Origin of the sequence: Photobacterium proteolyticum, from assembly GCF_001939735.1 — a bacterium.
GTDB classification, from domain to species: Bacteria; Pseudomonadota; Gammaproteobacteria; order Enterobacterales; family Vibrionaceae; genus Photobacterium; species Photobacterium proteolyticum.
On the sequence record NZ_MJIL01000059.1, the window covers coordinates 1 to 14,876 of the forward strand.

17 protein-coding genes are annotated in these 14,876 nt (G+C 51.7%); 6 read left to right on the top strand and 11 right to left on the bottom strand.

The genetic code is table 11. The features are described 5' to 3' along the window. Positions 1 to 160 precede the first annotated feature (160 nt). The 5 genes from BIT28_RS09020 to BIT28_RS09040 form a co-directional block, all read right to left on the bottom strand. On the bottom strand, positions 161 to 754 hold the full coding sequence (locus tag BIT28_RS09020; RefSeq protein ID WP_075763252.1) for a YhgN family NAAT transporter: 594 nt from the start codon (positions 752 to 754) through the stop codon (positions 161 to 163). Between the two features lie 155 nt (positions 755 to 909). Then, positions 910 to 1,149, bottom strand: coding sequence for a YecH family metal-binding protein (locus BIT28_RS09025; RefSeq protein ID WP_075763253.1), 240 nt, complete (start codon positions 1,147 to 1,149; stop codon positions 910 to 912). Positions 1,150 to 1,247: 98 nt separating this feature from the next. Beyond that, the gene (locus tag BIT28_RS09030) at positions 1,248 to 1,559 is read right to left on the bottom strand and encodes a putative signal transducing protein (RefSeq protein WP_075763254.1); all 312 of its coding nucleotides are present in this window, start codon (positions 1,557 to 1,559) and stop codon (positions 1,248 to 1,250) included. Positions 1,560 to 1,648: 89 nt separating this feature from the next. Then, positions 1,649 to 2,278, bottom strand: coding sequence for a lysoplasmalogenase (locus BIT28_RS09035; RefSeq protein ID WP_075763255.1), 630 nt, complete (start codon positions 2,276 to 2,278; stop codon positions 1,649 to 1,651). 1,061 nt (positions 2,279 to 3,339) lie between these two features. Further along, the gene (locus BIT28_RS09040; protein WP_075763256.1) at positions 3,340 to 3,705 is read right to left on the bottom strand and encodes a DUF4145 domain-containing protein; all 366 of its coding nucleotides are present in this window, start codon (positions 3,703 to 3,705) and stop codon (positions 3,340 to 3,342) included. Positions 3,706 to 3,961: 256 nt separating this feature from the next. Between BIT28_RS09040 and BIT28_RS09045 the strand changes: the two genes are divergently transcribed. Next, positions 3,962 to 4,294 carry a DUF2500 domain-containing protein gene (locus BIT28_RS09045; RefSeq protein WP_075763257.1) on the top strand — a complete coding sequence of 111 codons (333 nt, stop codon included), beginning with the start codon at positions 3,962 to 3,964 and terminating at the stop codon, positions 4,292 to 4,294. A 25-nt stretch (positions 4,295 to 4,319) separates the two neighbouring features. Here BIT28_RS09045 and BIT28_RS09050 read toward each other — a convergent pair whose 3' ends face one another. Both BIT28_RS09050 and BIT28_RS09055 read right to left on the bottom strand, forming a co-directional pair. Further along, positions 4,320 to 5,324 carry an acyltransferase gene (locus BIT28_RS09050; RefSeq protein WP_075763258.1) on the bottom strand — a complete coding sequence of 335 codons (1,005 nt, stop codon included), beginning with the start codon at positions 5,322 to 5,324 and terminating at the stop codon, positions 4,320 to 4,322. A 139-nt stretch (positions 5,325 to 5,463) separates the two neighbouring features. After that, the gene (locus BIT28_RS09055; protein WP_075763259.1) at positions 5,464 to 6,186 is read right to left on the bottom strand and encodes an SDR family oxidoreductase; all 723 of its coding nucleotides are present in this window, start codon (positions 6,184 to 6,186) and stop codon (positions 5,464 to 5,466) included. Between the two features lie 192 nt (positions 6,187 to 6,378). Between BIT28_RS09055 and BIT28_RS09060 the strand changes: the two genes are divergently transcribed. Further along, the gene (locus tag BIT28_RS09060) at positions 6,379 to 7,224 is read left to right on the top strand and encodes a LysR family transcriptional regulator (RefSeq protein WP_075763296.1); all 846 of its coding nucleotides are present in this window, start codon (positions 6,379 to 6,381) and stop codon (positions 7,222 to 7,224) included. A 23-nt stretch (positions 7,225 to 7,247) separates the two neighbouring features. Here the strand turns inward: BIT28_RS09060 and BIT28_RS09065 are convergent, their stop codons facing one another. From BIT28_RS09065 to rhtB, 3 genes are all read right to left on the bottom strand, one after another. After that, complete coding sequence (locus BIT28_RS09065) at positions 7,248 to 8,144, bottom strand: EamA family transporter (protein ID WP_075763260.1); 897 nt, start codon at positions 8,142 to 8,144, stop codon at positions 7,248 to 7,250. A 127-nt stretch (positions 8,145 to 8,271) separates the two neighbouring features. Beyond that, complete coding sequence (locus BIT28_RS09070; RefSeq protein ID WP_075763261.1) at positions 8,272 to 9,507, bottom strand: EAL and HDOD domain-containing protein; 1,236 nt, start codon at positions 9,505 to 9,507, stop codon at positions 8,272 to 8,274. Positions 9,508 to 9,593: 86 nt separating this feature from the next. Beyond that, entirely contained in the window at positions 9,594 to 10,211 is a 618-nt protein-coding gene (gene rhtB / locus BIT28_RS09075; protein ID WP_075763262.1) for a homoserine/homoserine lactone efflux protein, read from the bottom strand. 243 nt (positions 10,212 to 10,454) lie between these two features. Between rhtB and BIT28_RS09080 the strand changes: the two genes are divergently transcribed. Next, on the top strand, positions 10,455 to 11,456 hold the full coding sequence (locus BIT28_RS09080; RefSeq protein WP_075763263.1) for an alpha/beta fold hydrolase: 1,002 nt from the start codon (positions 10,455 to 10,457) through the stop codon (positions 11,454 to 11,456). Positions 11,457 to 11,556: 100 nt separating this feature from the next. Then, positions 11,557 to 12,354 (top strand): Cof-type HAD-IIB family hydrolase, encoded by a 798-nt coding sequence (locus tag BIT28_RS09085; protein ID WP_075763264.1) that lies wholly within the window; start codon positions 11,557 to 11,559, stop codon positions 12,352 to 12,354. A 52-nt stretch (positions 12,355 to 12,406) separates the two neighbouring features. Here BIT28_RS09085 and BIT28_RS09090 read toward each other — a convergent pair whose 3' ends face one another. Continuing rightward, positions 12,407 to 12,865 carry an EVE domain-containing protein gene (locus BIT28_RS09090; RefSeq protein WP_075763265.1) on the bottom strand — a complete coding sequence of 153 codons (459 nt, stop codon included), beginning with the start codon at positions 12,863 to 12,865 and terminating at the stop codon, positions 12,407 to 12,409. A gap of 123 nt (positions 12,866 to 12,988) precedes the next feature. Between BIT28_RS09090 and BIT28_RS09095 the strand changes: the two genes are divergently transcribed. Further along, positions 12,989 to 14,029 carry a COG3650 family protein gene (locus BIT28_RS09095; protein ID WP_075763266.1) on the top strand — a complete coding sequence of 347 codons (1,041 nt, stop codon included), beginning with the start codon at positions 12,989 to 12,991 and terminating at the stop codon, positions 14,027 to 14,029. Positions 14,030 to 14,151: 122 nt separating this feature from the next. After that, a complete protein-coding gene (locus BIT28_RS09100) occupies positions 14,152 to 14,739 on the top strand; it encodes a tRNA-uridine aminocarboxypropyltransferase (RefSeq protein WP_075763267.1) in 588 nt (195 codons plus the stop codon). Positions 14,740 to 14,876 lie beyond the last annotated feature (137 nt).

A 14,876-nucleotide genomic window follows, 5' to 3' on the forward strand; every position in this document is an offset into this window, starting at 1 on the left:
TGCATAGGCTAACGGTTCTCGCTCGACTGAGCCCGTAGAGGACTTTCACCTCCTAGAACAACGCCATGCTCGGCGCACAACGAAAAAAGCGAGAGTCCCTACTCTCGCTTTTTCTATATATCTAATCTACCTCAAGATGTTCGTTTCTACGACGCGCCTGTTATCCCCCAATCTGGAAGAAATTGCGTATCCCGTCCAAAAACATCTGGGTCGACATCATGATCAGCAGCAAGCCCATCAGGCGCTCGACGGCCTTAAGCCCCTTCTCACCCAGGAGGCGGTTAAAGACTTCATAGAACATCAAAATGACAAAGGAAGCTCCCCATGCCAACAACACAGCCAGAACCCAGTCCCCGGTTCTGCCCGGCTCCTGGTTAGACAACAGCAGCAAGGATGCCAGCACCGACGGTCCGGCAATCATCGGTATTGCCATAGGTACAATAAACGGTTCCTCACCAGCTGCCAGCCCTGTGACACCACCCGGCTGAGGGAAAATCATCCGGATTGCAATCAAGAACAAGATAATGCCACCTGAAATGCTGACCGTCTCCGCCGAGACATGGAGGAAATTCAGCAGGCTCTGACCACCGAATAAAAATGCCAATAAAATAACCAAGGCAATCAGCAGCTCACGAACCATAATGATTCGTCGCCTTTTCGGCTCAATATGCCGCAGGATCGATAACATTACCGGCAAATTGCCGAGCGGATCCATGATCAAAAATAGCATGACCGCTGCAGAGATTATTTCCACAAAGCAGACCTCAGACAGAGATTAATCGTAAGAAGATTAAGAAAAATAACGGTGTCAGCCAGAAAGCTGACTAGAAGCGGGAAAGTATAACAAACGAACAAAAAGGTGGCGATAAATTTACCACCTTTAACGTAATCTATTTTTTGGGTAGGCGCTTAGTGGCTACACATCCGTTCACGATTGGCCGTGATAGTATCGCCATCTTGAATCACCTTGCGACGATCAAGCAAAAACGTTAACAGCGCATCAAAGGTCAAATCCTGCTGACTACAAGTATGAAAACGCACCTCTTCACCGTATTCGGCAATAACGGCTTGTTTTAGTGACTCAACCGTATAGGGGGTCTCTGCGTCCAGCAGCATATTTAAGACATTGTGAGCATGGGTCTGGGTCATAGGATCTCTCGCAGCCATTGGGATATATGCCAGTATTAAACCACAAGCACAACGCGCGGAGTTGACTCAGGACAACTAAGAGCATTTAAAATATATGTTTAGGGTCTATCACATCCGCACTGCCAGCAAATTTCAAACTGGCCTTCGTTATGCTCGGCGCATTGCGGGCAGTTCCAGCTGCTGGCAGCAGTGTGTTCATATTGCGCCAGCTGCTGCCTTGCCAGCTGCACCTGCTCTTCCCTTACCCAGACACCAACCTGCAGCACGTCTGTCGGCAACTCCCCCGTCGCCGATGACAGACACTCACCACTGAGCTGTACCTCGATATGCTCGCTCTCCAGCATACCCTTGAGGCTATATGCCTCCAGATTATTGGCAGCATCATATACCTTGATCCATGGTCCGCCCATCACACACTCCTTATGGCTGGTTTCGGCCCCGGTAACATCACAGACAAAGACCTTCCTACCAATGGTTTTCTTTCATACCGCCCGGGTTGCTAGCCTTGAATCAATAGCGTTGCCACAAAGAGTGACTGCGCCAGATAGTAACTGGGCATAATGATCGCCGTCGAGGGCTTGAAAGGCCCCCGGAAACGATCAACGGCCAGGACCGTGTCGGAGACTATAAAGACCAGGGCCCCAATAAACGCCAGCAATCCAGCTGTTGAGCCCACGGTTAACCAGAACTCCCCTGCCGCCCAGGTCATCTGAACAATAACCGCAATATAAACGGCAACCGGTACGATCATCTTTCCCAATGACGGTAGCAACAGCAAAAATACGATAACACCGCCACCGACCAACATCGCTGGCAACCACCACACCATGTTACCAGCCAACTGACTCCAGAAAGCCAATGAATAGGCGAGGTGTGCTAGAAGAAAGCTGATCAGGCCAGGAATAAATCGGTCTTTAGGTAACATCAGAAAAACATCACCGACAACAGACAGCCCGAGTCCGACAAAAATGGCCTGGTGGTACACACTCTCGAGCCCAGTTTGCCAGGCCAGGAGTAACAGCAACACCATGGTAAATGGCTTGAAAAAGTAATACTGCCACTTGGGGCCATGGTACGCAGCTGTAACATGTAATAAAGCAGATAAAGATATGGCTAACCAAACCCACATAACATCACCGGTATCATTATAGTTATAAGCAGGGACAGTTTAGAAACCCAAACAGGATTGTCTAGCAGGGATCCCCGAGAACTAGACCCCGCTTATAAAAACACTAAGACATCAGTCGCTAAAGCGTTCAGTATTGGAAATTCACTAAAGCTTTGTTGTGAAATACTTCACGCCATGAGCGATAAGCCTCAGGATAGCAAAACACAAATAGCAAACGGTTGCCCTGCATCAAGGTAATGAATAATCCCCTCACTCAAATTACTCAAACCTATCACAGCCTTTTAGGCGGTAATCCCAACATCACCACGCAGTCAATCTCACACAAACACCCCAACAATATCAACAAGTTAAATGTAAATATTTCAATAAAATACAGAATATATAGCGCAGGACTTTTACACTGCTAATTTCATTAAAAACCAGACATAAACAATATAAGCAGCTGAGCAAACAGCATAATTATCTAATTACCACTTCGCCTTATCGATCCCAATATCACCACCATTTACCAAGACCACATAAAAGCAATCACAGACGACGCATAACGACATATGATCGACAAATTATAAAAAACTCAAAAAAAGACAATGAAAATCACCATCTCACACATTAAAATAAATAAAAAACAGACACTTACAATCATAAAAAGCAAAAACAAGACAATGCGCACACAATTTAATCCACGCAAAAAACACAGTTTATTTAGCCAATAAGCACCATTAAAAGCACCTTAAACTTAACTTATCCTGACAATTTTGCAGTCAAGCTTGCCTAAAGGCCAAAAACAATGCTATTGTATTTATCAAGACATAATCAGCAGCAACACGAGGATCTTACCTATGTTCACAACATCTCAAAAACAAGGGCTTATGATGATCGCAGTGGTTGTCGGTTTAATGACGCTGCCTGTTATCTACTAAGCAAAATACAAAATTCAAAAAAAAGGTGCCTATTGGCACCTTTTTTCGTTTTAGCAGGTAACGGCAGGTAGATTCAGCCCGCAACATCGGGCAAACAGCGGAAAGGGGTAAGCAATTAACCGTTGGTGTTCACTATTCGCGTCAGGGCGTAAGGTTGATACGGTGCCAATGCTCTGAATAGAACCAGACAGCCAATGCGGTAAACCCCAACACGACCAAGGCAGCAACCGTCCAGACAAAGCGGCCGCTGCGGGGTGTCAGTTCATCTTCGCAATCCCGGCAAGCAGCCAGAAAGCCCGGCTTGTCATCCAGCTGATACCCTTCTTCATGTACAGTTTTATTCCGCACCGATGCCACAAAACGGAGTTTGGGGATAATTTCATGAGGCAGGCGTTCCTCACAGCTGGTAATAAGCTGGTGCAGGCCCTTGCCTTCAGCATGATAATGCTCACGCAGTAAGTGCTCAATCCGCCTTGAGCGCGTAACAACTAACTCAATATTGGCCATACGCCGATCTCCTTTCTGCTCTTTCTACTTACCTTATCGTGACTTAAAGTCCTTGCAAAGCCTGCTGACACTGATTTACTCCGGTTTCCTTACAGCAATAACTAACTAATTGTATTGCCTCAGGGAATAACCGTTTCTTTCCCTACAGAGAAAACCCTGTTGCAGTCACGATTTATCACTTCGGATGTACTGCCGGACACGGCATTCCATAATAATACTCTCACCCGGATTGTCCGGCTAACCAAGGAGTACATTGATGCCAATAGGGATTGTGCTGGCTGTTGCCATCCTGTTCGTGATTTCATTTGTTTATTTCATTCGCTTCTATCGCCGCCACGTACAAGGAGAAAACGCCCCCGAAAAGAAAGTTGAGGTCGAGATCCTCGCCAAGCAAAGCGTGCCAGTTATCGGGGCCCAACCCGGTGATGACAACGAAGAGTACTGGATTTATGTTCAGCCGACCAAAGGCGGACCCAAACGCGAATTTTTGGTCGGCATACATTACTACCATGCACTCAACCCGGGCGATCGCGGTATCATGACCTATAAAGGGCTGTCATTCATACACTTCGCCCTGACCCGAGATTAGTTCTGCTACCACCTGGCAGGAGGCTCTAGGGCACCAGCCAGGCTGTTTTAGTGCTCTTTGCCAGCATCCAGCTGGCCGTCAGTGCCAATCCGGTACAAATCAGGGTCCAGAACGGGATCATCATCAGCGGATGGGCAAAATACAGGTCGTATTCACGTACCGGCCACAAAAAAATCGGATGCAACAGATAAATGCCAAGGCTATAACGACTCATGAATGCAATGCGCGTGAGCCAAGCCTGACTTAAGCGATCACAATAATGACGGCACAAGGCAAAAATCATCGCCGCAATACAGGCGGTATTGAGTGTCTTGTAGGACATCCAGCGGCCAACGGTATACTCCCCGGCCGAGAAGCTGTTACTCACCACCATATAGTCGGTCAGCAGCAGTCCCGCTCCCCCCACAACAACCAACCATTTCAATGCCGGCCACTGGAACTGGAACAAACAGTAACCAAGAAGTAAGTACCCGCTATACAAAATCAGCTGATGGCTCCAGAAACCATCAACCCTAACCAGGAACAAAGTGGTCAACACCAGCCAGACAAGGGTAAGTGCGATAGTGCCCGTCCGATCGGTTTGCCGGACATAGTATTGAAGAAACGGCACCACAAAATACAACGGGATAAAATAATAGAAAAAGCCAAGGTGATAGTAGGTTTCGTGCTCAGGCAGGGCTGTCAGCGTCTCCATTGCGGTCGCACCATCATAGCCAGCCGAAGTCAGGCCTGATAACAGAGCATAAAATACAGACCATACCAAGAAAGGGACCAACACCTTGCCAAGGCGCCGTTTGACATAATATTTCGCATCAAATTCACGGGTATCGCTCAGCATTAGCGCGCCGGTGATCATAATAAAGACAGGGACAGCCCAGCGGCTGAAACTATTAAAGCTCGTGGCAGTGATCCAGGCACTGTCGGATATCACACCCAGCTGATCACGGTAGGGTCCAAGAACATGGATAACAACAACCGCAATTGCCGCAACACAACGCAGTAAATCGAAAAAGACAACCTTCTGCCTCACCCGTTGGTCTCCTGTAAGTATTAAGCCAGCTTCTCATCTTGAGGCTAATGGCTTGCCAATACTGTCTAATATAGCAGTCAGCCGGAGTAAGTACCTGAACTTACTCCGGCTTTCATCAATTACTCACAGAATGCTGACATTATGGCTGCTGGCGTGTCGCGGCCAGAACAATCTCGCGGATACACAAGTTCTGCGGCTGCTGGTAGGCAAAACTGATGGCATTGGCAATATCTTGCGGTGCAATCACCCCACCCATGCCGTCTTTCCACTCTTCGTAGCCCGCCTTGATCTCATCATTGGTCGTGTGGCTTAGCAGTTCTGTTTCAACCGCACCCGGTGCAATCGTGATGAAGCGTACGTTGTCGTCGGCAACCTCTTCACGGATATTCTCTGTGATGGCATGAACAGCAAACTTGGTGCCACAGTAGGCAGCGTGGCTCGGGAAAGTCTTGCGACCGGCAACCGAACTGATGTTGATCACTGTGCCGTGCTGGCGCGCCTTCATATCGGCCAGTACCGCGTGAATGCCGTTAAGCAGTCCCATCACATTGACATCGAACATGGTTTTCCACTCAGCCGGATCCTGCTCATGGGCCAGGCCAAGCAACATCACTCCTGCATTATTGATCAGGCAGTCTACCGGCCCGAACTGTGCTTCGGCTTCTTTGATCGCAGCAGCGAAGGCCTCAGCATCTGTGACATCCACCTGACGGCACAATGTATTTGGCAGCAGCAAGGCTTCCAGTCGTTCAATACGACGAGCCAGTAACAATAGAGGATGGCCTTCTGCAGACAGTTTACGTGCCGTTGCTTCGCCGATACCTGAACTTGCACCTGTGATCACAATTAGAGACTTAGACATAATGAAACCCTTTGCTAGTAGATAGTAGAGATGTCATCAACGGCCGGCATTCAGTTGATGGCACTACTATATCGGGCTGTGCTGCTCAGGAAAAATATCCTTTTTTTCTGCTTATCATAAATTTTAGCTATGGATAGATTGCGCTATGCTGTCTGGTATCATGACCATCTGATCCCCAACGAGTTTTCCCTTATGGACTTACGCCTGCTGCGCTTTTTTGTTGCCGTCTACGAAGAGAAGAACATCACTCTTGCAGCCGAACGCTGCTTTGTCTCGCAACCTTCTATCTCCAACGCCATCAAGCAACTGGAAGCCGAGCTCAACACCCCACTGTTTGTCCGCCATAAGAAAGGGGTCGATCTGACCGACGAGGCTCACTACCTCTACCCGCTGGCGATCCGGCTGCTGGGTGATATCAACCGCCTGCCGCAGCTGTTTCAGCAGCGCACCGAGTGCCTGCCACTCAAGCTGGCCAATTTCCCCGATCTGAGCCAATCGCAGCTGGCCGGGGTACTAGCCCAGCTCAAGCAGCAGATCCCGAACTTATTGCTGGAGCTGGTTGATCACGATGCCCCTGCCGATGCGCGTCTGACGCTGGATATGTTCAAGGCCGAAGACGAAATCTTCCTGCCGTTGTGGGATGAGGACTATGTACTATGCATGCCACCAGACCATCCGCTGGCAAGTATGGAAAAGGTGCCGCCGGAGCAGCTCCACCAGCATGATTTCATCGAATGTCCGCCTTGCGAAGCCCACCAGCAGACCATCGGCCTGCTGGCCTGTGACGGCCTTGCCGTAAACCTGGTTGCCAAGGCCGAGCACAAAACACAGGTGATGCATCTGGTACAGGCCGGGCTGGGAATCTCTTTTCTGCCGACCGGGGTGCTGGAAACGGCCAACCAGCTAGTCACCGTCCCACTGGACGGGCCGCGAATGTTCCGCCGCCTTGGGCTATGCTACCCGTCTAACAAAACCCTCAACCCAGCACTGACGGCTGCTGTCAAGGTGCTGAGTCAATATGCCGTGGAAAAGCGCTAGTCTCACCGGTTAGCGAAGACTAACTAACGCAGCGACACTGCAACCAGCCCCAGGCACACCAATCCGGCACCGACCAACCGGGGCCGGTGTGCCGGCTCGCGCAACAGCCAGATCCCCAGCCCGACGCCAACCGGGATGCTGAGCTGACGCAGGGCAACCACGTAGCTGACATTCTCGGTCAACGTCATCGCCAGCAATACCAGCCCGTAGGTGCCACCCATCATGCTCCCGGTCAGCAGGGCAACCCTTCTGTCCTGCCAACCCTGCCTCAACTGCCGGCGCCCTGCATCACTGCAGCACCATAGCAACAACCACAGGCCCGTTACAATAAACTGCATACCCAGATAACCAAACGCTATCCACAATGACGGCAAGGCATGCTGATAATGCCCCGTCATCACTGCCAGCGCGTGGTTATCCAGGACCGAATAGCCAGCCGTGCCCATCGCAGCCAGCAGTGCCCACAGACACCCGCCCTGCCAATAGGCACGCCACTGCCAGCGACGAAAGCTGACTACCGGCACCATCAGGCAACCTAAGGTCACCAGCACCATCCCGGCCCAGGCCAATAAAGGCATCGACTGCCCGAGCAAGGTACTGGCCACCGCCACCATCAACACCGGCAGCGCCCGCGCTATCGGGTAAACTACGCCGACATCCGCCAGCTGATAAGCGCGCGCCAGGCTGGCCATATACACCATCTGACAAAAACTACTGACCGTCAGCAACAGCCAGTACGTAAAGGGAAGCGGCGAGGCCGAGGTCAGTACCACCCAGATCACCGGTACCAAAAGCAGTCCGGCACCGAGGCTGGCAACACAGAAGAACGCCGGTGTCGGCGTTCGGGATTTTCCCAGTAGATTCCAGCTGGCGTGGATAACGGCAGAAAGCACGACCAGCACAAGGGCAAACACAGACACTGTCGATTTATCTCCTGCGGAGTTGTGAAGTTTGGTCTAGTCCCAAAAGACCCAGTGTAAACAAAAAGGCGGTAGCACATCAGCAATGCCACCGCCTTTTCAATAATGATTCATCAAACAGCCACAATCAGGCAGTTGAATCCGGGTTGGGAGAAGTATCAAGGTACAGGGAAGACCACTGCAGGGCATGCTGATAGCTTTTCGCCACCAGCTCCTCACCTATCCCCAGCACCTGGCAATAAGCACTGATCTTCTCCCAGTCAGCCTGCTCGTAGGCATCAAGCAAGGCTAGAATCTGGCCCAGCGCTCCCTGATGATTTAGCAGGGCTTCCCGCACATCCGGCTCAAGCGGCAGCAGGGTCAGCAGCTGCTCCAGCGAGGTATCCAGCAAGGCATCGAGTAGCGAAAACAGACCGGTCAGAAACGCCTTGTCCTTTTCAACAGCCAGTTGGCTACTAACCGCCAGCATCTCGCACATTCTGGCCCGCTGCAGTGACAGCGAGTACAACTCTTTCGGCTTATCGATCGCCGCATGCGCCGTTGCCACGGCACTGACAAAGATTTTGATTTTATCCTCACCAAGATAAACCAGTGCCTGCTTAAACGAGCTGATAGGTTCAATGGTGCGATGAGTGGCCGCGTTAACGTAGCGCAGCAGCAGGTAGGACAGCGAAACATCACTGATGATGATCTTCTCGACCCGGTTAAAGTCCACCGGCTCACGGCAGATCTCCTGCAGCAGGCGCACAGTAGTCAGCTTTTCCGGTTCGACCTGACGATTTTTGAGCATCTCCGGCTTGCTGAAGTAATAACCCTGGAAAAACTGAAAACCGGCCTCATAGGCGGCGGCATAATCTTGATGAGTTTCTACTTTTTCGGCCAGAAACTTAAGCTTGCGGTCACGGTGCTGATTGACGAACTCACACGCCTGCTCGATGCCGATTTTCATCAAATCCAGCTTGATGATGTGGACATAAGGCAAGAAACGCTGCCACGGCGGCGACATCTCGAAGTCATCCAGGGCGATCACATAGCCCTGGCGATAGAGGTACTTGATCGCCACAAACAGCTCTTCATCCGGCGCACAGCTCTCGAGCACCTCAATGATCACTTTTCGCTTCGGCAGAAGCATCGGAAGCAGGCGGATCAGGCTCTCATAGGGAAAATTGATAAACGTGCGCTGACCGGCAGTCGCCGGGTTATCACCAACTGCCATGTAATTTTCCACCAGCAGCCGACACGTCGCCTTGTTCGCATCGATAACAGGAAATGCATTGCTCTCCCCGTCGCGAAACAGCAGTTCGTACCCGACGGTCCGTTGCTGACGGTTAAAAATTGGCTGGCGTGCGACATAGGAATACATGATGCCTGCGTGGTTCCTTAATGGTTTGAAATATAATTAAAATATCTAATCTAATTATAACAGTCCCAGACCTGTGGGCTGAATAGTCACGCTTTGGCCGAGGCGAGCAAGGCGCCGCAGCCAATAAACATCGAACCAAACAGGCGATTTAACCCGCCCATTACCCTGGCAGAGCGAATATACATTGTGAGCTTTGACGCCAGAGTGACATAAAACAACATCACAGCGGTATCAATCACCAAGGTTGTGATCCCCAGCACCGTTAATTGCAGCATCTGCGGCTCGGCCGGGTTCAGGAACTGAGGAAACAAGGCCACCAGAAATACGATCGTTTTGGGGTTGGTCAAATTCACCATGACAGCCTGACGAAACAACTGCCAGGCTGATACCTGGACAACATTCGCCTCAACGTTCAGCGATGCCTTCTCCCGCCACTTCTGAATACCAAGCCAGAGCAGATAAACCACCCCAACCCATTTGATCAGAGCGAATGCCGTTGCAGATTTGGCCACAATCGCGCCCAATCCCACGCCCACCAGCAAGAGGTGAAACGCCAGGCCGACCTGCAACCCCAGAATTGAAGCCAGAGACTTGCGCCAGCCGTAGACCATGCCGTTGCTGATTGAATTGACCGTACCTGAGCCCGGGGCCAAACTAAATACTATCGCCGTCGCCAGATAAGCCAACCAAACTTCGATGTTCACTCTTGCTCTCCCTACCCTGTGAAACGCCTATTATGCAAAATAATTGCCCAGCTAATCAGGCATTATTCTTCTCTAATGCATAAAACGGCTACAAGTTAACAGTAGTTCAATCACTAAAGCAACTCACACTCGCTTAAAGAAGGCGAGCACTTTACGTTATACTGAACGTAGATTTGCCATAAGCCCTGGCGATTGACCGCGCGCAACACCCTATTTTCTATTTTCATTACACTGAGAAAAGCCATGACTGTTCAACCACCGCACTACTTTAATTTTTCACAGGAATCTCAGTTCTGCGATACCATGGCAGGTCCCGTTGCCGAACTCTGGCAACACCGCCTAGAGGGCATGTTTCAGGGGGTTGATCAGCTTAACGTCGGCTGGGTCAGCCTGACCGGATACAATCACGACAAGGCAATTATCGTGGTAAACGGCCGAATCGAAAGCTATTGGAAATACCAAGAGCTTTTTTATGATCTGGTTCAACAGGGCTATGATGTTTTTGCCCTTGATCATCGCGGTCAGGGCGTCTCAGACCGTTTGGCCGAAGACACCGAACTGGGCCACATCGAGGAGTTTGACGACTACGTCAGCGATCTCAAGACCTTCTTTGATACAGTGATAGCCCCCAAAGGCTACCAGCAGCACTGTATGCTGGCCCACTCAATGGGCGGCACCATCGGCAGCCTGTTCATGGCCAAGTACCCTTCCCTGATCGACAGTGCGGTACTCAGTGCCCCGATGCACGGGATCAATATCAACAACTGGATGAAACCCATCGCCTCGCCACTGGCCCGTGTCGTCGAACAACTCCAGCGGCAACCTGACTATGCCCCCGGACAAGTCCCGTATTATCCCAAGCCATTTGCCGACAACCCGCTTTGCCAAAGCCAGATCCGCTATCAGTGGTTCCGCGATCTGTATGAACAAAAGCCCGAGCTTAAAATCGGCGGTCCGAGTGCCCGCTGGGTTTGGCAGGGGATCGCTGCCGCCAAGCAGTGCATCGAGCTGGCTCCCAACATCACCACCCCGATCCTGCTGCTGCAGGGAAGCGACGATTACATTGTCGATAACCAGGCGCACAACCTGTTTTGCCAGGCGATGCAGCAAGCCAACCGCTCCTGCCAGCTAACCGTTATCGAAGGAGCGCGCCACGAACTCCTGTTCGAGGTCGACAAATACCGTCACCCCGTTCTTGCGGCAATTATCAACCATTTTTGGAAGGCGGAAGAGATTGTAGGATAAATTAACCCCTTTTTTCGCAGGCGATCTGGTTTAATATGAATCTTATTACTCCCTATCCCCAGGGGTGGTGAGAGTCCTATTCATTGTTCCGAGAGTTTCCATGTATAAGATAGTTGCTTCAGATCTAGACGGTACCTTACTCACCCCCGAGCACAAAATTGCCCCTTTTACCAAAGATGTTATTAACCAGCTTCATCGTCAGGATAAAGCCTTCATCTTTGCCACAGGCCGCCACCATATCGATGTCGCCGATATGCGCGAACAACTGGGGATCCCGGCATATATGATCACCTCTAATGGTGCCCGAGTGCATAACTGCAAGGGTGAAGTCATTTATAAGCAGGATCTGGAGCCGAGTGTAGTCCGCGATATTGTTGCCATGGCGAAGCAGGATCCCGAGCTGAAAATCCATATCTACCGCAACGATGACTGGCTGCTAAATATCGACTGCGAATACCTGAAAGATTTTCACGAGACATTCCAGTATCAGCTGTTCGATGTCGACAACCCGCCGCTAGAAGGCGTTGCCAAAGTCTTCTTTATCCGCGACGACCAGGATCACGACAAAATGGTGGAATGGGAGGAGCGCTTCAACACCGCTTTTGGCCAGCAGACCAACATCGTCTTTTCGACGCCGTGGTGCCTGGAAGTGATGGATGTCAATGTATCGAAGGGGCATGCCCTTGAAGCGGTGGCGAAAGAAAAAGGCTATGAGCTGAAAGACTGCCTCGCCTTTGGTGACGGCATGAATGATGTCGAAATGCTCAGCATGGCCGGCAAAGGGGTGATCATGGAAACGGCACATGACAGGGTCAAGCAGGCTCTTCCGAACCATGAAATCATTGGCCCTTGCAGCGAAGAGGCCGTAGCCCACTATCTTGCCGACAACCTGCTGTAACCCAAACGTACATCCAACAGGCTGCCTGGCAGCCTGTTATGTTCAGCCTTACCTAGAACTGCCCTGTCATCTGCAGGATTTCCTGCCACTGCGCGTCAGTTACCGGCATAATGCTCAGACGGTTACCGCGCTTGACCAGCGGCATCTCGGCCAGCAACGGGTTGGCCTTCATCCGTTTGAGCGACACCAGACGCAGGTGGCGACGGTATTCAATATCGACCATCACCCAGCGCGGATTATCGGGATCGGACTTGGGATCATAATACGGCCCCTCCGGATCAAACTGGAAATGATCCGGGTAGGCTTCCCTGACCACGGTCGCAATACCAACCACCCCGACATCCTTGCAGGATGAGTGGTAGATAAACACCTGATCGCCGACTTTGATCTCGTCCCGCATCATATTACGGGCCTGATAATTACGAACGCCTTCCCAGCAGGAAACTTTTTGCTGTTTCAGGGTGTCTATCGAAAATGTATCCGGCTCTGTTTTAAATAACCAATTGGCCATAATCGTTCTCGTTATAGTTATTGTGCTGCGCTATCACCCGAGTCCTATCTGGACAAACCGGATGCCCCTGCGAGCGGTATAATGACTTTACGACGGCTCAGCCTAACATACCGAGGGAATCGAATGACACACTTGAGACAGGCTTTACCTGCAGCAGCACTACTGGCAGCTCTAGCTGGCTGCACCACCTCATCACCCTCGTCAACTTCCGGGCCGATTGAGATCACACCTGACGCCAGCCCCCCGACAGCCACCACCGAGCAAGGAAAGGTGCAGGCCTTTATGCTCCGAGGCAATGTCGTCCTTGGCCATGAGTCCAACAGCATCCAGCCCTGCGGCAGCAGCCAGCAATACTGGCTCAATACCCCGATAGCCGCTCGCCAGGCGATTGCCCAAATCACCCGTCCTGGCTACGAGCCGATGTACGGGGAGTTTATCGGCTATCTCGAGCCTGCTCCCGATGAAGGCTTCGCGGCCGCCTATGACGGCCGCTTCCAAGTCAAGCAAATTAACCTGATCTCGGCCGAAATGCTCGGCGGTTGCCAGCGGCCCCCGCATGCTACCCGGGCCTTCGGTAATGAGCCAGGCTGGGTGATCGAGCTGGACGGCGACAAGGCCAATCTGATCCGCCCCGGCCAGCAGCGTCAGCAACAAGTTATTACCAGTAAAGAAATTGTTGCCGGCAGGCAGCATTATCAGGGCCAGGGGTTCTCGTTGACCCTGACCAAGGGCCAGTGCAACGACACCATGAGCGACTCGTTGTTTGGCTGGCAGGCCACGCTAAACTGGCAAGGCAGCAATTACAACGGCTGTGCAACGCTGGGAGCGACAGACATTACCCTGAGCTGGTCCGGTCGCTACCAGGGAACATCCTATATCGACAATACCCCGGTGCTGACCACCACCGTCACCCTTAACCCGGACCATTCGGCGACCACCCGCTATGACTACCCATCCGGCGAGCCCAGCCTCAATGAGGTCGGATTCTGGCAACAGGCCAGTGACAATACCGTACAGGTTGTCATGACCCAGCATCAGGGACGACGTCTGATCAGCGAGCGGGTATTTACCTTCGATGACAACCGGATCACCGTCAAGGAAGAGACAGTCAATGGTCAGACTTTTAGCCTCGGCGGTGACGGGCTAAGTCTGGAAAGGCAATAGCCGGATCACCAGGCGCGAAGATAGCTATCATAGTTATTTGACATAGTTGTTTGGCATAGTTGTTTTGGCCGGCAGGGATATGTCACACTCCCGCCAGCCGAAAACAACCACGAGTACTTTCTATGTCCTGTTCCCGCTGCGGCTTTCAGCACAACTGCATCTGCCATGCCGAGCCCCGATTAGACAGCAAGGCCCGCTTTATACTGCTGACCCACCCCAAGGAGCTTGGCAAGGACACCAATACCGGAGAGCTTATGCTCCGTACTCTGCCTGACAGTCAGCGCTACACCTGGGATAGGGTTAACCCGCCCGCCGCACTGCTTGACGAGCTCCGGGCACCCGACAATCAGCCATGGCTGCTGTTTCCCAGTGACGAAGAACACCCGGCCACAGCCTACTGGCCCGAATCCGACAGACAACCGCTGTTCATCCTGCTTGATGCCACCTGGCAGGAAGCGAGAAAAATGGTACGAAAAAGCCCGTGGCTTGCCCAGCTGCCACGCCTTAGCCTGAGCCCGTCATCGGCTTCCGCCTACCAGCTCCGCCGTAACCAGCAGGCAGGCAACCTCTGTACCTGCGAAGCCGGCATCGCACTGCTAGAACTGCTTGGCGAAGTGGATCAGGCCGCACAGTTAAACGAGTATTTTCAAGCTTTTATCGATACCTTTCATGCCGATAAAAGCGGCCATGCCAAACACACCCAGAGTTAGCTCCCGAGCTCGCTCTCAGCGCCCATCGAACCATTGGCATTCCCGGTTACGCCCGGTTCAGATTCTTCGGCTATACTAAAACCGACTGACTAGTCGGTTTTGTTGAAATAATTATCGATCGTCCGGCAGGACAATAG

What these genes read in the sequence shown, in the direction of transcription:
- BIT28_RS09040 (WP_075763256.1), bottom strand. Translation starts at nt 3,705, where the DNA reads ATGGCCAATATTGAGTTAGTTGTTACGCGCTCAAGGCGGATTGAGCAC.
- BIT28_RS09060 (WP_075763296.1), top strand. Translation starts at nt 6,379, where the DNA reads ATGGACTTACGCCTGCTGCGCTTTTTTGTTGCCGTCTACGAAGAGAAG.
- BIT28_RS09080 (WP_075763263.1), top strand. Translation starts at nt 10,455, where the DNA reads ATGACTGTTCAACCACCGCACTACTTTAATTTTTCACAGGAATCTCAG.
- BIT28_RS09045 (WP_075763257.1), top strand. Translation starts at nt 3,962, where the DNA reads ATGCCAATAGGGATTGTGCTGGCTGTTGCCATCCTGTTCGTGATTTCA.
- BIT28_RS09095 (WP_075763266.1), top strand. Translation starts at nt 12,989, where the DNA reads ATGACACACTTGAGACAGGCTTTACCTGCAGCAGCACTACTGGCAGCT.
- BIT28_RS09090 (WP_075763265.1), bottom strand. Translation starts at nt 12,865, where the DNA reads ATGGCCAATTGGTTATTTAAAACAGAGCCGGATACATTTTCGATAGAC.
- BIT28_RS09035 (WP_075763255.1), bottom strand. Translation starts at nt 2,278, where the DNA reads ATGTGGGTTTGGTTAGCCATATCTTTATCTGCTTTATTACATGTTACA.
- BIT28_RS09030 (WP_075763254.1), bottom strand. Translation starts at nt 1,559, where the DNA reads ATGGGCGGACCATGGATCAAGGTATATGATGCTGCCAATAATCTGGAG.
- BIT28_RS09070 (WP_075763261.1), bottom strand. Translation starts at nt 9,507, where the DNA reads ATGTATTCCTATGTCGCACGCCAGCCAATTTTTAACCGTCAGCAACGG.
- BIT28_RS09055 (WP_075763259.1), bottom strand. Translation starts at nt 6,186, where the DNA reads ATGTCTAAGTCTCTAATTGTGATCACAGGTGCAAGTTCAGGTATCGGC.
- BIT28_RS09085 (WP_075763264.1), top strand. Translation starts at nt 11,557, where the DNA reads ATGTATAAGATAGTTGCTTCAGATCTAGACGGTACCTTACTCACCCCC.
- BIT28_RS09100 (WP_075763267.1), top strand. Translation starts at nt 14,152, where the DNA reads ATGTCCTGTTCCCGCTGCGGCTTTCAGCACAACTGCATCTGCCATGCC.
- BIT28_RS09025 (WP_075763253.1), bottom strand. Translation starts at nt 1,149, where the DNA reads ATGACCCAGACCCATGCTCACAATGTCTTAAATATGCTGCTGGACGCA.